Below are 15,145 nucleotides of genomic sequence, written 5' to 3'. Positions count from 1 at the left end.
GGGTCAGCACGCCGGGACGCCGCCACCCCGCCCCGGACGGACCCGGCAGGCGGGGACCGGGTGGGCGCGGAGAGAGGGAGCTGCGGGAGATGGTTGTTCAGGTTGACGGTCCGCCGCCGGGTGCGGTGACGACCCGGAGCAGACCGCCGGAGCGGGGGCACCGGTTGGCCCGGCTCGACGTCAGGTACTCGCCCTACCTGTACGTGACGCCGTTCTTCCTGCTCTTCGCGGTCTTCGGGCTCTATCCGCTGGCGTACACGTTCTGGGTGTCGCTGCACGACTGGGACCTGTTGGGGGTGGACCCGGCCTTCGTGGGCGCGCAGAACTACACCCAGCTGCTGGCCGACGCCGACTTCTGGAACTCGGTGGTGAACACGCTGGGCATCTTCGTCATCTCCACGGTGCCGCAGCTGCTCGCCGCCCTCTGGCTGGCCAATCTGCTCAACCGGCGGCTGCGGGCGCGGACCACCTGGCGGATGGCGGTGCTGGTGCCCAACGTCACCTCGACGGCGGCGGTGGCGATCGTCTTCGCGGTGCTGTTCGGCCGCGAGTTCGGCATGATCAACTGGCTGCTCGACCTGGTCGGCGTCGACGCGATCGACTGGAAGGCGAACCGGTTCGCCGCCTGGACGGCGATCTCCGCCATGGTCGACTGGCGGTGGACCGGCTACAACGCGTTGATCTTCCTGGCCGCCATGCAGGCCATCCCCCGCGACCTGTACGAGTCTGCCTCCATCGACGGGGCCGGCCGGGCCCGGCAGTTCTGGTCGATCACCGTGCCGCTGCTCAAGCCCACGATCATCTTCGCGGTGATCATCTCCACCATCGGTGGGCTGCAACTGTTCACCGAGCCCCGGCTGTTCAACTCCGGCACCAACGCGATCCGGGGCGGGCCGCTGCGCGAGTCCCAGACGATGACCATGTACATGTTCGAGAACGCCTTCGCCCCGCACTACAACTTCGGCTACGGCTCAGCCGTCGCCTGGCTGCTCTTCGCCCTGATCGCGGTGGTCGCGGCGATCAACGTACTGATCCTGCGCCGGCTCGGCGGCGGCGCCCGCAAGGGGGACCGATGACCCGCATCTGGTCGGCCGGCCGGCTCACCTACCCGGCGCTGACGCTCACCGCCCTGCTGTCGATCTTCCCGATCTACTGGATGTTCGTGGTCGCCAGCCGCAGCAGCGACGCGATGGGCCAGGTGCCGCCACCGCTCACCCCCGGCGGCAACCTCGGTGCGAACATCACCCGGCTGTTCGCCAACCCCGACGCGCACTTCCTCACCGGCCTGGTCAACTCGACGATCGTCGCGGTCAGCGTCACCTTCTCGGTGGTGCTCTTCTCCACGCTGGCCGGGTTCGCCTTCGCCAAGCTGCGGTTCCGGGGCCGCAACGCCCTGCTCATGGTCATCGTCGCCACCATGATGGTGCCCACCCAGCTCGGGGTCATCCCGCTGTACCTGCTGATGACCAAGCTGAACTGGAACGACCGGCTGCCGGCGGTGATCGTCCCGGCCCTGGTCACCGGGTTCGGCGTGTTCATGATGCGCCAGTACGCGGCCCAGGCGGTCAGCACCGAGCTGATCGAGGCGGCCCGGGTCGACGGCTGCCACACGCTGCGGATCTACTGGAACGTGGTGCTGCCCGCGCTGCGCCCCGCCGCCGCCGTCCTCGGCCTGCTCACGTTCATGACGACCTGGAACGACTTCCTCTGGCCGTACGCTGTGCTCAACGACCCGGAGAACCCCACCGTGCAGTTGTCGCTACGGGCCCTCTCCGACGGTTACTACCAGGACATGTCGCAGGTGTTCACCGGCACGGCGATCGCGACGCTGCCGCTGCTGCTGGTGTTCGTCGTGTTCGGTCGCCAGATCATCGGCGGCATCATGGAAGGTGCGGTTAAGGCGTGAGCGCGAGGAGTGAGCCGGGTTTGCGAGCCCCGCAGTCGCGAACGAAGGAGAAGGCCGCGTGAACGATGTTCGATTTCCGGAGGGCTTCGTGTGGGGCGCGGCGACCGCCGCGTACCAGATCGAGGGGGCGGCCCGCGACGACGGTCGCGGCGAGTCCATCTGGGACACCTTCAGCCGTACGCCGGGCAAGGTGTTCGCCGGGCACACCGGTGACGTCGCCTGCGACCACTACCACAGGTACGCCGACGACGTGGCGCTGATGGCCGAGCTGGGGCTGGCCGCGTACCGGTTCTCGGTGGCCTGGCCCCGGATCAGGCCGGACGGCACCGGCCCGGTCAACCCGCGCGGCCTGGACTTCTACGACCGGTTGACCGATGCGCTGCTCGACCGGGGCATCGACCCGATCGTCACGCTCTACCACTGGGACCTGCCGCAGGCTTTGCAGGACCGGGGCGGCTGGGCCAGTCGGGAGACCGCCGAACACTTCGCCGACTACGCCCTGGCGGTGCACGCCCGGCTCGGCGACCGCATCCGCACCTGGACGACACTCAACGAGCCGTGGTGCTCGGCCTACCTGGGTTACGGCAACGGGGTGCACGCTCCCGGCGAGCGGGACGCCGGGGCGGCGTTCCGGGCCGTACACCATCTGCTGCTGGGGCACGGGCTGGCGGCGCGGGCGCTGCGGGCGGCGGGCGCGCGGACGGTCGGGATCACCCTCAATCCGGCGGACGTCGCGCCGGCCGACCCGGCCAGCGCCGCCGACGCCGCCGCGGTACGTCTGGTCGACGGCCTCCAGAACCGGATCTTCCTGGACCCGCTGACCGGCGCCGGCTACCCGGCCGACATGCTCGAACACGTGGCCCGGATGGTGGAGCCCACGTTCGTCCGGGACGGCGACGAGAAGATCATCGCCGCGCCGCTGGACCTGCTCGGGATCAACTACTACTCACCCACCTACGTCGCGGGCCGCCCGGACGGGGCGGGCAGCAGCGCCTACCCGGGCACCGAGGGGGCGGTGGAGTTCCTGCCCGCCACCGGGCCGGTGTCCGACATGGGCTGGCAGATCGAGCCGGCCGGGCTGACCCGGCTGCTGGTGCGGCTCGCCGCCGACTACCCGGGGCTCCCGCTGATGATCACCGAGAACGGTGGCGCGTTCCCCGACGACGGCAGCAGCCCGGCGGCCGACGCGGCGGGCCGGATCCACGACGCCGACCGGATCGCCTACCTGGACGGGCACCTACGGGCCGCGCACGAGGCCATCTCCCGCGGCGTCGACCTGCGCGGCTATCTCGTATGGTCGTTGCTGGACAACTTCGAGTGGGCCGAGGGCTATCGGAAGCGGTTCGGGATCGTCCACGTCGACTATCTGAACCAGCGGCGCACCCCGAAGTCGAGCGCCCGGTGGTACCAGGAGGTGATCTCCCGGAACGGGCTGTGACGAGGTGGTGGTGGCGGGTATGACGGCGGCACAGCGGCCCACCCTGGAGGAGGTCGCCCGGCAGGCCGGCGTCTCCCGGGCGACGGTCTCCCGGGTGGTGAACGGTTCCACCACGGTCGCCGAACCGATCCAGGAGGCGGTCCGTCGGGCGGTGGCCGAGCTGGGGTACGTGCCGAACCTGGCCGCCCGCAGCCTGGTCACCCAGCGGACCGACTCGGTCGCCCTGGTGCTGCCGGAGGCAGCCACCCGGGTCTTCTCCGACGACCAGGTCTTCCCCGGGCTCATCCGGGGCGCTGCCCAGGAACTGGAGGCGGCCGACAAGCAGCTGGTGCTGATGCTCGCCGGCTCGCCCGCCGGGCACGACCGGGTCGCCCGCTACACCACCGGCCGGCACGTCGACGGGGTGCTGTTCGCCTCGCTGCACGGGGAGGATCCGCTGCCCGGCCGGCTCGCCCGCCTCGGCATCCCGGTGGTGTGCAGCGGCCGGCCGCTGGACGCCGCCGACGTGCCCTACATCGACGTGGACCACATCGGCGGGGTCGCCACGGCGACCCGCTACCTGATCGACAACGGTCGTCGCCGGATCGCCACCATCGCCGGCCCGCAGGACATGGTCGCCGGCATCGAACGCCTCGCCGGCTACCGGGACACCGTGGTCGCCGCCGGCCTGCCCCAGATGATCGAGTACGGCGACTTCACCCGCGAGTCGGGGACCCTCGCGATGCGTCGGCTGCTCGCCGCGTACCCCGATCTGGACGCGGTCTTCGCCGCCTCCGACCTGATGGCGCACGCGGCCCTGCGGGCGCTGCACGAGGCGGGCCGGCGGGTGCCGGACGACGTCGCGGTGATCGGCTTCGACGACATCGAGACGGCCGCCTACACCGAGCCGCCGCTGACCACCGTGCGGCAGCCGATCGTCGAACTGGGCCGGAAGATGACCCGGCTGCTGCTGGCCCTGGCCGATGGTGCGGAGGTGGAGCGGGCGGTGGTGCTGCCGACGGAGCTGGTGATCAGGCAGTCCGCCTGACCCCGCCCCGGTCCCGTCCGCCGCGCTCCCTGCCCGCCGCGCTCCCACCCACGGTGCCGTCCGCCCACTGTGCTGCCGCGAGCCCTTCCGGGCACCGCACCCGACGGTTGAACATCGACAACCTCGTCACTCTCAGCGATATTTCGTCGACCCTCCACCTCTCCCGCTCAGCCGCTTTGCTCTGCTGCCATCCGCGCGACAGGTACCTAGCGTGACCGGGCTGATGCGACGACCGCCGAGTGTCCGCAGTGAAACAGCAGCTCAGGCTTCTGTCGCTTCCACGGCAGCAGAGCAAAGGAAGCGAGGGTGACATGTCGGGGCGAGCCTGAAGTCACGGAGGGTGAAGAAGGGCCGATCCGGGGGCTGCCGTCGCTCAGAGTAGCGAGCATCTGGGTGCGGAAAAGCCGTCGCCCGCCACACCGGCCCGCGCCTACGCTCGCGGGCATGCCTGACGCTGCCGCATCGCCGCCCGCGCCGACCGGCACCGCCGAGCCGACCGGACCCACCGCACCGACCGGCACCGCCGAGCAGCGCCGGCCCTCGGTCCCGCCCGCCCACGGCCCCTCCGCGCGGTCCACCGGGCAGCCGGGCGCGGGGTGGCGCATCCGCACCGCACAGCCCGACGACGCGCCCGGCGTGGTGGCGCTGCGCTCGCTGGTCCATCCGTACCTGGTGCGGGGCATCGCGTCGACCCGGCAGATGATCGCCCAACCGCCGCCCGAGGAGGACTGGACGGCCTGGGTGGTCGAGGCGGACGGCCTGATCGTCGGCTGGGCCTCGGCCTACCGGAACGCGCACACCTCGGTGCCGGACTTCGGGGACGTCTCCACGCTGCACGTGCACCCGGAGCACCGGGGCCGGGGCATCGGCACCGCGTTGCTCACCGCCGCACTGGACCACCTGTGCTCGCTGCGGGTCCGTCGGGTGCGCACCTGGGTGCAGACCGACTCCCTGCCGTACGCCCGCCGGCACGGGTTCACCCCCAGCCGGGAGCTGCGCTACTCGGCGCTCGACCTCCACCCGGCTCCGCCGATGCCCGAGCCGCCCGCCGGGGTACGCCTGCTCCCCCTCGCCGGGCTCGACCCGTACCAGGTCCACCTCCTCGACGCCGCCGCCGCGGTGGGCGAGCCGGGCGACGTGCCGGTGGACGCGACCAGCTACTCCCTGTGGCGGTCGGAGTGCTGGGACAACCCGGGACTGGACCGGGAAGCCGGCACGGTCGCCGAGGTCGACGGCACGCTGGTCGCGCTGAGCCTGGTCAAGCGGGACGGCGACCGGATGTGGTCCGACTTCACCGCGACCAGGCCGCAGTACCGGGGTCGGCGGCTGGCCCGGCTGACCAAGCAGGCCGCGCTGCACCGCGCCGCCGGTCGCGGGGTACGCACGGCCTACACCTCCAACGACGAGGCCAACGCGCCGATGCTGGCGGTCAACACCCGCCTCGGCTACCGGCCGGTGGCCTCCGCCTGGTCCTGCCTGCGCGACCTGCCCTGACCTCAGGTCCGGCCAGGCACGTCGGGCCGCTGGGCCGCCGGGCAGCCACGGGTCAGCTCTCCTCGATGTGCTGGCCCAGCGACCGGCGGGCGAGCAGCGCGGCCCCGGCGACGGCGGCCGGCATCACCAGCACCGCACCGAGCGGGATCAGGAAACACAGGAAGACCGCCACGCCGAAGCCGAGCGAGGTGGCCCGGTCCGCCTTGAGCCGGGTCCGCCGATCCGGCAGGCGCAGCCCCCGGCGGGAGAACGGCGCACCGACCAGCTCCACGGCGAGCAGCCAGCCGCCCACCGCCGCGCCGACCACCGGCACCACGGTCTGCCCGACCACCGGGATGAAACCGGCCAGGAACAGCGGGATGCCGAACAGCACCGAGAGCCCGATCAGCCGCAGCGAGTCGACGACGCTGCGCCGCAACGACGCCCCGAACGGCACCTCCACCGCGCCGGGGGTGCCACCGAGGCGGTCCTCCACCCGCTCGGAGATCTTCTCGTAGAACGGGTCACCGATGACCAGGGTGACCGCGGTGAACCCGACCACGGTGAGCAGCCCGCCGAGCCCGAGGAAGGCCAGCCCGGCGATCACCCGGACCAGGCTGCGCGGGGTGTCCGACCAGTCGTCGGCGAACGGGGTCACCCACGCCGCCAGCTCGTCCACGAAATAGATCAGGGTGGCGAACGCGGCGACGAAGAGCGCGGCGGACAGCAGCGCCGGTACCACGCCCAGCAGCATCAGCCCCGGGCTGCGGACGTACAGGCCGAGGCCGCGCAGGAGCAGGCCCACGCCGCCGAAGAAGCGACGGGTGGCGCCGGTCACCGGCGCGGCGATCATACGGGGTCCGTTCACGACCGCAGAGCCTATCGGCCGTACGCCATCGCCACCGGACACCCGGTGACGCCGCGCGCCGGGTCGGGCCGGCAGGATGCAGGGGTGCGCGCCGCCCGGTTGATCTCCCTGGTGCTGCTGTTGCAGGCCCGGGAGACGATGACCGCCGCCGAACTCGCCCGGGAGCTGGAGGTGTCCGAGCGGACCGTCTACCGGGACGTGCTGGCATTGTCCGCCGCCGGGGTGCCGGTCTACGCCGACCGGGGACGCGCCGGCGGGTACCGGCTGCTCGGCGGCTACCGGACCCGGCTGACCGGGCTGACCCGCGACGAGGCGGAGGCGCTCTTCCTCGCCGGGCTTCCCGGCCCCGCCGGTGACCTGGGACTGGCCGACGCGGTGGCGTCCGCCGAACTGAAGGTGCTCGCCGCGTTGCCGCCGAGCCTGCGCGACGCCCCGGCCCGCACCGGGCAACGGTTCCACCTGGACGTGCCCGGCTGGTTCCGGGAGTCCACCCCGCCCCGCTGGCTGGCCGAACTGGCCCGCGCGGTGTGGCGGGACGGCGTGGTGGTGCTGCGGTACCGGCGCGGCGAACGGGAGGTGACCCGGCGGGTCGAGCCGTACGGGTTGGTGCTCAAGAGCGGCACCTGGTATCTCGTCGGCCGGGTCGGTGACGCGATGCGTACCTACCGGGTGGACCGGGTGGTCGACGTCGTGCCCGACCCGGCGACGTTCGTCCGGGACGACGGTTTCGACCTGGGCGGCTACTGGCGGGAGCAGGCCGAGGCGTTCCTGCGGGGCATGCTCGCCGAGCGGGTCACCGTGCGGGTCAGCCCCGTCGGCCTGCGCCGGCTGCGGTTCCTCGCCGACACCCCCTTCGCGTACGAGGAGGCGCTGGCCGCGGCCGGCGCACCCGACGGGCAGGGGTGGGTGGTGACCCGGCTGCCCGTCGAGTCCGTCGAGGTGGCGTACGCCCAGCTGCTCGCCTTCGGTCCGGAGGCGGAGGTGCTCGACCCGCCGGAGCTACGGGCCCGCCTGGTCGACGCGGCGGCCCGCTCAGCCACCCTCTACGGCGTCGCCCCCGGGCCCCCGGATCAGCGGTAGCCGGTGGGGTCGGCGGGCCGGTCCGCCTCGACCACCTCGCTGAGGTAGCGGAAGGCGTCCGGGCGGCTGCCGTCGAGGTCGGTGAAGCCGTACACCCGGGCCAGTTCGCCGGCCGAGACGGACGCCTGGTTCCAGCGGGCCCGGTCGGCGTCGGCGGCCAGGGCGACGACCGCGCGCCCGACGAAGGCCGGCGTCTCCGAGATGACGAAGTGCGGGTCCTTCGCCGCGCCGTCGCGCCAGGTCTCCTCGGTCACCCCGAAGTGCTCCAGCATCGCCTCGGACCGGATCCAGCCGGGGGTGAGCGCCACGGCGGTGCACCCGTGCGGTGCCAGCTCGTGCCCCCAGCTGTACGCGAGCCGGGTCACCGACACCTTCGCCAGGTCGTAGAAGACCGACAGCCGGTAGTGCGTGTCGTTGTACGCCCGGGTGCCGTCGCCGATCTCGACGACCAGCCCGCCGGGGCGGCGGATCAGCAGCGGCAACGCGAAGTGGCTGGTGACGATGTGGGTGTCCACCGCCAGCCGCAGGGTGTGGAACCCGGCGTCCAGCGGTTGCTCCCAGACCGGCTTCTCCCAGGTGATCAGCGGGTCGGCCCCCCACACGTCGTTGACCAGCACGTCGAGCCGGCCCTGTTCGGCGTCGATCCGGGCCACCAGGTCGCGTACCTGCTCGGGCACGAGGTGGTCGACCCGGACCGCGACGCCGGTGCCCCCGGCGGCGGTGACCAGCTCGGCGGTCTCCTCGATGGTCTCGGGACGGTCCAGCTCGGAGCGGCCGGCCCGGCTGCTGCGGCCGGTGGCGTAGACCGTCGCCCCGGCCGCGCCGAGCTGGATGGCGATCTGCCGGCCCGCGCCCCGGGTCGCGCCGGCCACCAGCGCGACCTTTCCGTCCAACGGTGTCGTCGTCATACCGTCGAGGGTGGCAGTGATACCTGACAACCGAAGTCCGGTTTCACGCGACGCTTCGATCCGGCATGCTCCCGGCATGCACCTGCTGCTCTCCGGGATCGTCGGCTCGGTCGCCTACGGACTGGCCGGCCCCGGCTCCGACGTCGACCGGATCGGCGTCTTCGCCGCCCCGACGGTCGCCTTCCACGGCCTGCGTCCGCCCCGGGAGTCGGTGGTCACCACCGACCCGGACGTCACCCTGCACGAGGCCGGCAAGTACGCCCGGCTGGCGTTGAGCGGCAACCCGACGGCCACCGAGCTGATCTGGCTCCCCGACGACTGCTACGAGACCCGCACCGAACTCGGTGACCGCCTGGTCGCCATCCGGTCGGCGTTCCTCAGCGCACCGCGCGTCCGCGACGCCTACCTCGGGTACGCAAGCCAGCAGTTCCGCAAGCTGACCACCCGGGACGCGACGGTGGGCGGCCGACGCCGCTCGGCCAAGCACGCCCGGCACCTGGCCCGGCTGCTGCACCAGGGGCGCACCCTCTACGCCACCGGCGTGCTGGAGATCCGGCTGGCGGACCCGCAGTGGTTCCGGGCGTTCGGCGAGCGGGTCGCGGGCGGCGCGCTGGCCGAGGCGCAGGCGCTGGTCGCCGAGGCGGAACGGGACTTCGACCGGCTCCGCACCCCGCTGCCCGACCGGCCCGACGAGGCCACCGTGGAACGCTGGCTGCGTGCCGTCCGCGCCGCCCACCTGCCGACGGCGGACGCCGACGCTAGTCGTTGAGGAAGGTGGAGATCCGGTCCCGCAGGTCGGCGCGGTCGGTCCAGGCGAACCCGGGGCGGTCGTAGACGTGCAGGGTCGCCTGCGGCAACGCATCGGCCAGCTCGGCGGCGATGTGGGTCGGGTGCAGGTCGTCCCCGACGCAGCCGATCACCAGGGCCGGGGCGGTCACCCCGGCCAGCGCGGTGAGGTCGGCCAGCGGGGACTGCTCCGGCAGGTCGGCCAGCCCGGCGGCGAGCCCGTCGCGGAGCAACTGGTCGAGCCGCTGCCGCAGGTAGGCCCAGCCGGCCGGGGTGTTGCGGACCGACGGCGGCAGCTCCAGGGCGACCACGTCCGCCACGGCCGAGGCGTCGCCGCCGGACACCGCCGCCAACAGGTCGGCCAGCCGCTGCTGGGCGATCGGGCCGCGCGGCCGGTCGAGGACGGCGGGCAGCAGGAAGACCAGCTTGTCGAACCGGTCCGGGCTCTCGGCGAGCAGCCGGCACAGCGCGCCCGCGCCGAGGCTCGCCCCGAACGCCCGGGTGGCGCCGCTGAGGTCCGCCACCGCCCGCAGGTCACGGGCCAGGTCGAGGTAGCTCCACGGGCCGGGCGGCGCGTCGGAGCGGCCATGGCCCCGGAACTGGAAGAAGACCCGGCGGCCGGCGACCGCGCTGCCGAACGGGCGGGTGGTGGCGATGCCGTTGCCGAATCCGTGCGCGAACACGGTGACCGGGTCACCGACGCCGGTGACCAGCCGTTCCAACTGCACGTCGTGCGGGGTGGCGACCAGCTCGGTCTCCGGCTCCGGCAGGGCGGGTCGCCCGGTGCGCGGCGCGCCCGGCCCCGGGCCCCAGGTGCGGGGTCCGCCGTCCGGCGGTGGCGGCCAGCGGAAACCCCTCACCAGAACCCTTTGCCGTCGTGCAGGTCACGCAGCCCCACCCGGACGTCGAGCAGGTAGATCAGGCCGGCAGCGATGCCGATCAGCCCGAAGATGCTCAGCGCGCCGAAACCGAGCAGGGTGAGCAGCATGCAGACGGCCAGGATGGCGATCCAGCCACCCTTGGGGAGGGTCCCGATCGCCGGGAAGGCGTCCGAGCGCTGGGTGAACGCGTGCACCAGCGAGATGCCCTGCACCGCCAGTGCGAACACGAGCAGGACCAGGTCGATCACGTAGACGAGGTGGAACACGAAGATCGGCGCGGCGATGGCCATGTCGGCCAGCATATGCCGACGGCCCCGGAAACGTCCGTCAGGACGCCCCCGGGGCCGGTGTCGGCGACCGTCACTCGGCGGCCGGGCGGGTCCGCTTCGTGGTCTTCGGCTTCGCCGGCGTACCGGTCGTGGTCGACCCGGTCGCCGCCGCCTTGGTGGCCTTGGCGGCCTTGCTGACCCGGGTCCGGGCAGGCTTGGCGGCGACCGGCTTGGCCTCGACGACCTCGGCCACGTCCGCCGGGGTCGGCGTGTGGTCGGTGGCGGTCACGTCCGAAGGGCCGGTCGTGGCGTCCTGCGTGGTCCCCGTACGCACGGTGGCGTCGGTCGCCTCGATGTCGGCGTTGACGGTCTCGGCGGCCTCCAGCACCCCGGCACCGACCACCCGTTCGCCCCGGGCGATCAACGCACCGTAGGCGGCCAGCGCACGCTCCTGGGCGGCCTGCGCCCCGGCGACCACGACGGCCGCGTTGCGGGTGGCGGCGCCGCGCAGCCGGTCCAGGTCCAGCTCGGCCCGCAGCTTGTCCAGGTCCAGCTCGGCGCGGAGCTTGTCCAGGTTCAGCTCGGCGCGCAGCTTGTCCAGGTTCAGCTCGGTCGGGGCGACCCGCTCACGCAGGCCGGTGGCGGTCAGGTTGGCGGTACGGAACGTCTCGGTGGCCTTCTGCCGCAGCTCGACCCCGGTGACGACGGCCCGGCCACCCAGCTCGGCGACGACCTTGGTGCCGTCGGCGACGACCCGGTTGCCCAGTTCGGTCGCCACGCTGGGCAGCTTGCGCAGCTGCTGGTAGGCCAGCTCTCCGGCGCCGGCGGCGGCGTAGAGCGGGGCAGGGATGCGGTTGGTCTTCGGCTGGGTCATGACAACTCCTCCTCGGCCGCTCCGGCGGCCCTGCTGGTGCTGGTCGTGGGTGCGGCGTCCACCCGGCCGGTGCGGGTGCCGGTGGCCGGAAACTCCGGTGCCGCCACGCTGTCGGCGGCGCTGCCCGGGGCGGGGGCGGTGCCCGCCTCGGTGCGGGCGACCGATTCGAGGACGGCCTCGGTCGGGGTGCCCTCCGGGGTGACCGGGCCGGTGGCCGCCGGGGTGATCCCGGCTGCCGCCTCGGTCGGCACGGCCGGTGCGGACGGGCCACCCGCCGGGGCCGGCGTGGCCGGTCCGGGGTTGGTGACCGGTCGGTCCGCCATGGCGGCGGTCCGGTCCGTGACGACCGGCTGAGCCGTGCCGGGGGCCTCGTCGGTGGCGGCCACCGGCTCGTCCTCGGCGGGCGGGTTGGTGGCGGCTTCGGCCTCGGCCAGGCGGGTGTTCTCCCGGCGGAAGGTCTCGTAGATCTGGCTGAGGGACTGTTTCTGGGCCATCGTGAGGTCGGGGTCGACCGCGATGGCGGCGAGCACCCCCTGACCCTCCTTGTCGTCGAGCAGCCCGGCCCGCAGGTACATCGCCGGGGTGGAGACCCGCAACGCGCTGGCCAACTGCTGGAGCACCTCGGCGCTGGGCTTGCGCAGCCCCCGCTCGATCTGGCTGAGGTAGGGGTTGCTCACCCCCGCCTGCTCGGCGAGTTGGCGGAGCGAGATCTTGGCGTTCCGCCGCAGGTCACGGATGAATCCGCCGACGTCGGGTAGATCCTTGGGTGCGGCCATACCCCAACCGTAGTCCGCGCCGCTAGCTCCAGCAAGCAAAACGCTAGCCAGAGTTAGCGAGGTAACAAACCGCGTTGCGGCACCCGATGTCCGGTCCGTACCTTGCTCGGCGTGACCACGAACATCGCCGTCAACGGCACCACCCTGGGGTACGACGAAGCGGGCAGCGGCAGCCCGGTGCTCCTGCTGCACGCGGGGATCGCCGACCGGCGGATGTGGCACGGCGTACGGGACGCCCTCGCCGACCGGCACCGGGTGATCTGCCTGGACCTGCGCGGCTACGGAGACTCCGCGCTGCCGCCGGAGTCCTTCGCCCACCACGACGACGTCCGGGCGGTGCTGGACGCGCTCGGCATCGAACAGGCCGCCCTGGTCGGGTGCTCGTTCGGCGGGGCGGTGGCGATCGACACCGCGCTGGCGTACCCGCAGCGGGTGTCGGCGCTGGCGCTGTTCGGCACCGCCGTGTCCGGGCACGAGTGGTCGGCGCAGACCGAGGAACTGTGGGACACCCTGGTCGGTGAGGTCGACGAGACGGATCTCGCGGCCAGCGCGGCAGGTGAGGTGCGGTTCTGGGTGGTCGGGCCGTACCGCCGCCCGGAGGACCTGGACCCGGCGTTCATCGCCGCCGCCGAGGAGTCCGACCGCCGGGCCCTCGCCGCCGAGCAGGCGCTGAGCGCGGTCGACGTCGTCGAACTCGACCCGCCCGCCATCGACCGGCTCGGCGAGCTGCGGATGCCGGTGCTGGTCACCGCCGGCGCCGTCGACATCCCGGACATCATCGGACTGGCCGACCGGATCGCCGCCGAGGCCCCGGACGCCCACCGCCTCCCCGACGTGCCCGACGCGGCCCACCTGGTCCCGCTGGAACGCCCGGCCCCGGTCGCCGACGCCCTCCGCGCCTTCCTCCCCTGACAGTCGCGGGGGCGGGTCACCAGACGGAACGGACCGCACCGACCGGGAGGCCCCCACCCAGCAGGGGAAGCTCGGCGTACTCGGTCAGGACGGGGGCCTGTACGCCGAGCCGGCGCAGCCCGGAGACCAGCACCGGCGTCCGGGCCCGGGTGGCCCCGTCGTCGATCTTGACAGCGACCGCGCCGACACCGGGCAACGCGGCGGCGATCACGCCCTCCGCGCCGATCTTCACCAGCATCCCCGGTACGCCCCGCATCAGCCGGGTGTCGTCCGCCCCGGTGCCGCCGACCAGTTCCGGGTACGCCCGCATCGCGTCCGCGACGGTGCGCTCCGGGGAGCCGGGCTGAGCGCTCACCAACCGCAGGAAAGCCCGCGCCAGCCCGGTCAGCGAGATCGCCAGCACCGGCGCACCGCAGCCGTCCACCCCCACCGCTGCCGCCGGCTCACCGGCGTACTCCTCGATGGTGGCGGTCAGCCGGCGCTGCAACGGATGTTCCGGCCGCCAGTACCCGTCCAGCGGCCAGTCTGCGGCCAGGCAGGTCAACAGCATCCCGGCGTGCTTGCCGGAGCAGTTCATCGCCAGCCGGCTCGGGCCACCGCCGGCCCGGAGCACGGCCTGTCGGGCGGCCTCGCCGAACGGCAGGTCGGGCGGGCAGTGCAGGGCCTCCGGGTCGAGGCCGGCGGAGCGCAGCAGCGCCGCCACCCGGGCCAGGTGGAACTCCTCACCGGCGTGGCTCGCCGAGACGAGCGCGACGTCGGCCGGGTCGGTCGTCGTCAGGCCGGCCCGGAGCATGCCGAGCGTCTGCAACGGCTTGCTCGCCGACCGGGGGAAGATCGGGGAGGTGCCGTCCCCGGCCCCGGCCACCGGGGCGCCGGTGGCGTCGAGCACCACCGCCGAGCCCCGGTGCACACCCTCCACGAACCCCGACCGGACCACCTCGGCAACCGGCTCGCCACCCTCGTACGTCTTGGCCACCCTGGGAAGGTACCGACGGGGGCCGGAGCGGCCGACACCCGGGTGACCTGCGGCGTCAGCCACCGGGGTAGGGAGCGCCGGGCCGGGTACGGCTTACCGACGCCGGGCCGGGCGGCGGGCTACCGGCCGAGCAGCCGGCGGGCCTCGGTGGTGGTCAGCGGCGGGCGCTGGGCGAGCTGGGCGAACCCGACCGCGCGGGCGACGAGCTGCATGTTGGACTCCACCGGGCGGCCCTTGGCGTACGTCACGGTGTCCTCCATGCCGACCCGCAGGTGACCGCCGGTGGACAGCGACGCCAGCATCACCGGGATGGTGCTGCGGCCGATGCCGGTGGCCGAGAAGGTGGTGCCCGCCGGCAGGTCCCGCAGCATCTGCTGGGCGGCGACCAGGGTGGCCGTGGTGCCCGGCATGCCACCCGGCACACCCATCACGAAGTCGACGTGCACGTGCCCGCCGTGCGGCAGGCCGTACCGGTCGAGCAGGCGGGACAGGGCGGCGAGGTGACCGAGGTCGAAGATCTCGTACTCGGGGAGGATGCCGCGTTCCTGCATCCGGGTGTGCAGGTCGACGATGAACTCCCACCGGTTGAGGAAGACGTCGTCGCCGAAGTTGACGGTGCCCATGGTGCAGGAGGCCATGTCCGGGGCGGCGTCCAGCACGGCCAGCCGGTCGGCCTCCGGGTCGGTCACCGCGCCGCCGGAGGAGAGCTGCACGATCAGGTCGGTGCCCTCGCGCAGCGCCGCCACCGTCTCCCGCAGCCGTCCCTGGTCGAGGGTGGGACGGGCCGCGTCGTCCCGGATGTGGACGTGGATCACGGAAGCGCCGAGCGCCTCGCACTCCTTGGCGGTGAGCAGCAACTCGTCGAGGGTCACCGGCAGCGCCGGCACCTCCGCCTTGGCCGACTCCGCGCCGGTCGGGGCAACCGTGATCAACGTCCCTGTCGTCATGCCGGGATGGTAGCCGTCCCGACC

Annotated in this window: 15 protein-coding genes and 1 pseudogene; 8 read left to right on the top strand and 8 right to left on the bottom strand. The window is 73.3% G+C overall.

Annotation, left to right across the window (positions count from 1 at the left end):
* The first annotated feature begins 89 nt into the window (after positions 1–89).
* From ACN267_RS27790 to ACN267_RS27770, 5 genes are all read left to right on the top strand, one after another.
* Positions 90–1,076 carry a carbohydrate ABC transporter permease gene (locus tag ACN267_RS27790; RefSeq protein ID WP_204957594.1) on the top strand — a complete coding sequence of 329 codons (987 nt, stop codon included), beginning with the start codon at positions 90–92 and terminating at the stop codon, positions 1,074–1,076.
* Complete coding sequence (locus ACN267_RS27785) at positions 1,073–1,906, top strand: carbohydrate ABC transporter permease (RefSeq protein ID WP_088646087.1); 834 nt, start codon at positions 1,073–1,075, stop codon at positions 1,904–1,906. Before ACN267_RS27790 ends, ACN267_RS27785 begins: the two co-directional genes overlap by 4 nt.
* Positions 1,907–1,964: 58 nt before the next feature.
* Positions 1,965–3,344: a GH1 family beta-glucosidase gene (locus tag ACN267_RS27780; protein WP_204957593.1), complete on the top strand. Its 1,380-nt coding sequence runs from the start codon at positions 1,965–1,967 to the stop codon at positions 3,342–3,344.
* Between the two features lie 19 nt (positions 3,345–3,363).
* Positions 3,364–4,371 carry a LacI family DNA-binding transcriptional regulator gene (locus ACN267_RS27775; RefSeq protein WP_421489996.1) on the top strand — a complete coding sequence of 336 codons (1,008 nt, stop codon included), beginning with the start codon at positions 3,364–3,366 and terminating at the stop codon, positions 4,369–4,371.
* A gap of 444 nt (positions 4,372–4,815) precedes the next feature.
* Positions 4,816–5,865, top strand: coding sequence for a GNAT family N-acetyltransferase (locus ACN267_RS27770; protein ID WP_421489995.1), 1,050 nt, complete (start codon positions 4,816–4,818; stop codon positions 5,863–5,865).
* A 52-nt stretch (positions 5,866–5,917) separates the two neighbouring features.
* Here the strand turns inward: ACN267_RS27770 and ACN267_RS27765 are convergent, their stop codons facing one another.
* Positions 5,918–6,697 (bottom strand): EI24 domain-containing protein, encoded by a 780-nt coding sequence (locus ACN267_RS27765; protein WP_421490516.1) that lies wholly within the window; start codon positions 6,695–6,697, stop codon positions 5,918–5,920.
* A 99-nt stretch (positions 6,698–6,796) separates the two neighbouring features.
* Between ACN267_RS27765 and ACN267_RS27760 the strand changes: the two genes are divergently transcribed.
* Positions 6,797–7,792, top strand: coding sequence for a helix-turn-helix transcriptional regulator (locus tag ACN267_RS27760; RefSeq protein WP_204957589.1), 996 nt, complete (start codon positions 6,797–6,799; stop codon positions 7,790–7,792).
* Here ACN267_RS27760 and ACN267_RS27755 read toward each other — a convergent pair.
* On the bottom strand, positions 7,783–8,700 hold the full coding sequence (locus ACN267_RS27755; RefSeq protein ID WP_421489994.1) for an SDR family oxidoreductase: 918 nt from the start codon (positions 8,698–8,700) through the stop codon (positions 7,783–7,785). The two genes, ACN267_RS27760 and ACN267_RS27755, sit on opposite strands and share 10 nt — an antisense overlap.
* Positions 8,701–8,758: 58 nt before the next feature.
* On the opposite strand from ACN267_RS27755, the gene ACN267_RS27750 reads away from it, so the two are divergent.
* Positions 8,759–9,469, top strand: a complete 711-nt coding sequence (locus ACN267_RS27750) for a DNA polymerase beta superfamily protein (RefSeq protein ID WP_421490515.1) — start codon at positions 8,759–8,761, stop codon at positions 9,467–9,469.
* Here the strand turns inward: ACN267_RS27750 and ACN267_RS27745 are convergent.
* From ACN267_RS27745 to ACN267_RS27730, 4 genes and pseudogenes are all read right to left on the bottom strand, one after another.
* A complete protein-coding gene (locus tag ACN267_RS27745) occupies positions 9,459–10,346 on the bottom strand; it encodes an alpha/beta fold hydrolase (RefSeq protein WP_281902549.1) in 888 nt (295 codons plus the stop codon). The genes ACN267_RS27750 and ACN267_RS27745 overlap by 11 nt on opposite strands.
* Positions 10,343–10,657 (bottom strand): DUF2516 family protein, encoded by a 315-nt coding sequence (locus tag ACN267_RS27740; protein ID WP_088643267.1) that lies wholly within the window; start codon positions 10,655–10,657, stop codon positions 10,343–10,345. Before ACN267_RS27740 ends, ACN267_RS27745 begins: the two co-directional genes overlap by 4 nt.
* Before the next feature lie 70 nt (positions 10,658–10,727).
* On the bottom strand, positions 10,728–11,510 hold the full coding sequence (locus tag ACN267_RS27735) for a hypothetical protein (RefSeq protein ID WP_204957585.1): 783 nt from the start codon (positions 11,508–11,510) through the stop codon (positions 10,728–10,730).
* 179 nt (positions 11,511–11,689) lie between these two features.
* A pseudogene (locus ACN267_RS27730) lies at positions 11,690–12,286 on the bottom strand (helix-turn-helix domain-containing protein); the annotation flags it as partial.
* Positions 12,287–12,397: 111 nt separating this feature from the next.
* Between ACN267_RS27730 and ACN267_RS27725 the strand changes: the two are divergent.
* Positions 12,398–13,198, top strand: a complete 801-nt coding sequence (locus ACN267_RS27725; protein ID WP_421489993.1) for an alpha/beta fold hydrolase — start codon at positions 12,398–12,400, stop codon at positions 13,196–13,198.
* Between the two features lie 16 nt (positions 13,199–13,214).
* Here ACN267_RS27725 and ACN267_RS27720 read toward each other — a convergent pair whose 3' ends face one another.
* Positions 13,215–14,174: an asparaginase gene (locus tag ACN267_RS27720; protein ID WP_421489992.1), complete on the bottom strand. Its 960-nt coding sequence runs from the start codon at positions 14,172–14,174 to the stop codon at positions 13,215–13,217.
* A 119-nt stretch (positions 14,175–14,293) separates the two neighbouring features.
* Entirely contained in the window at positions 14,294–15,121 is an 828-nt protein-coding gene (locus ACN267_RS27715; RefSeq protein WP_421489991.1) for a 3-keto-5-aminohexanoate cleavage protein, read from the bottom strand.
* Positions 15,122–15,145 lie beyond the last annotated feature (24 nt).

It is taken from the genome of Micromonospora sp. WMMD734 (assembly GCF_049178975.1).
Taxonomy (GTDB): domain Bacteria; phylum Actinomycetota; class Actinomycetes; order Mycobacteriales; family Micromonosporaceae; genus Micromonospora; species Micromonospora wenchangensis.
The sequence above is the reverse complement of the archived record's forward strand: the minus strand, read 5'-3'. Positions and strand labels throughout refer to the sequence as shown.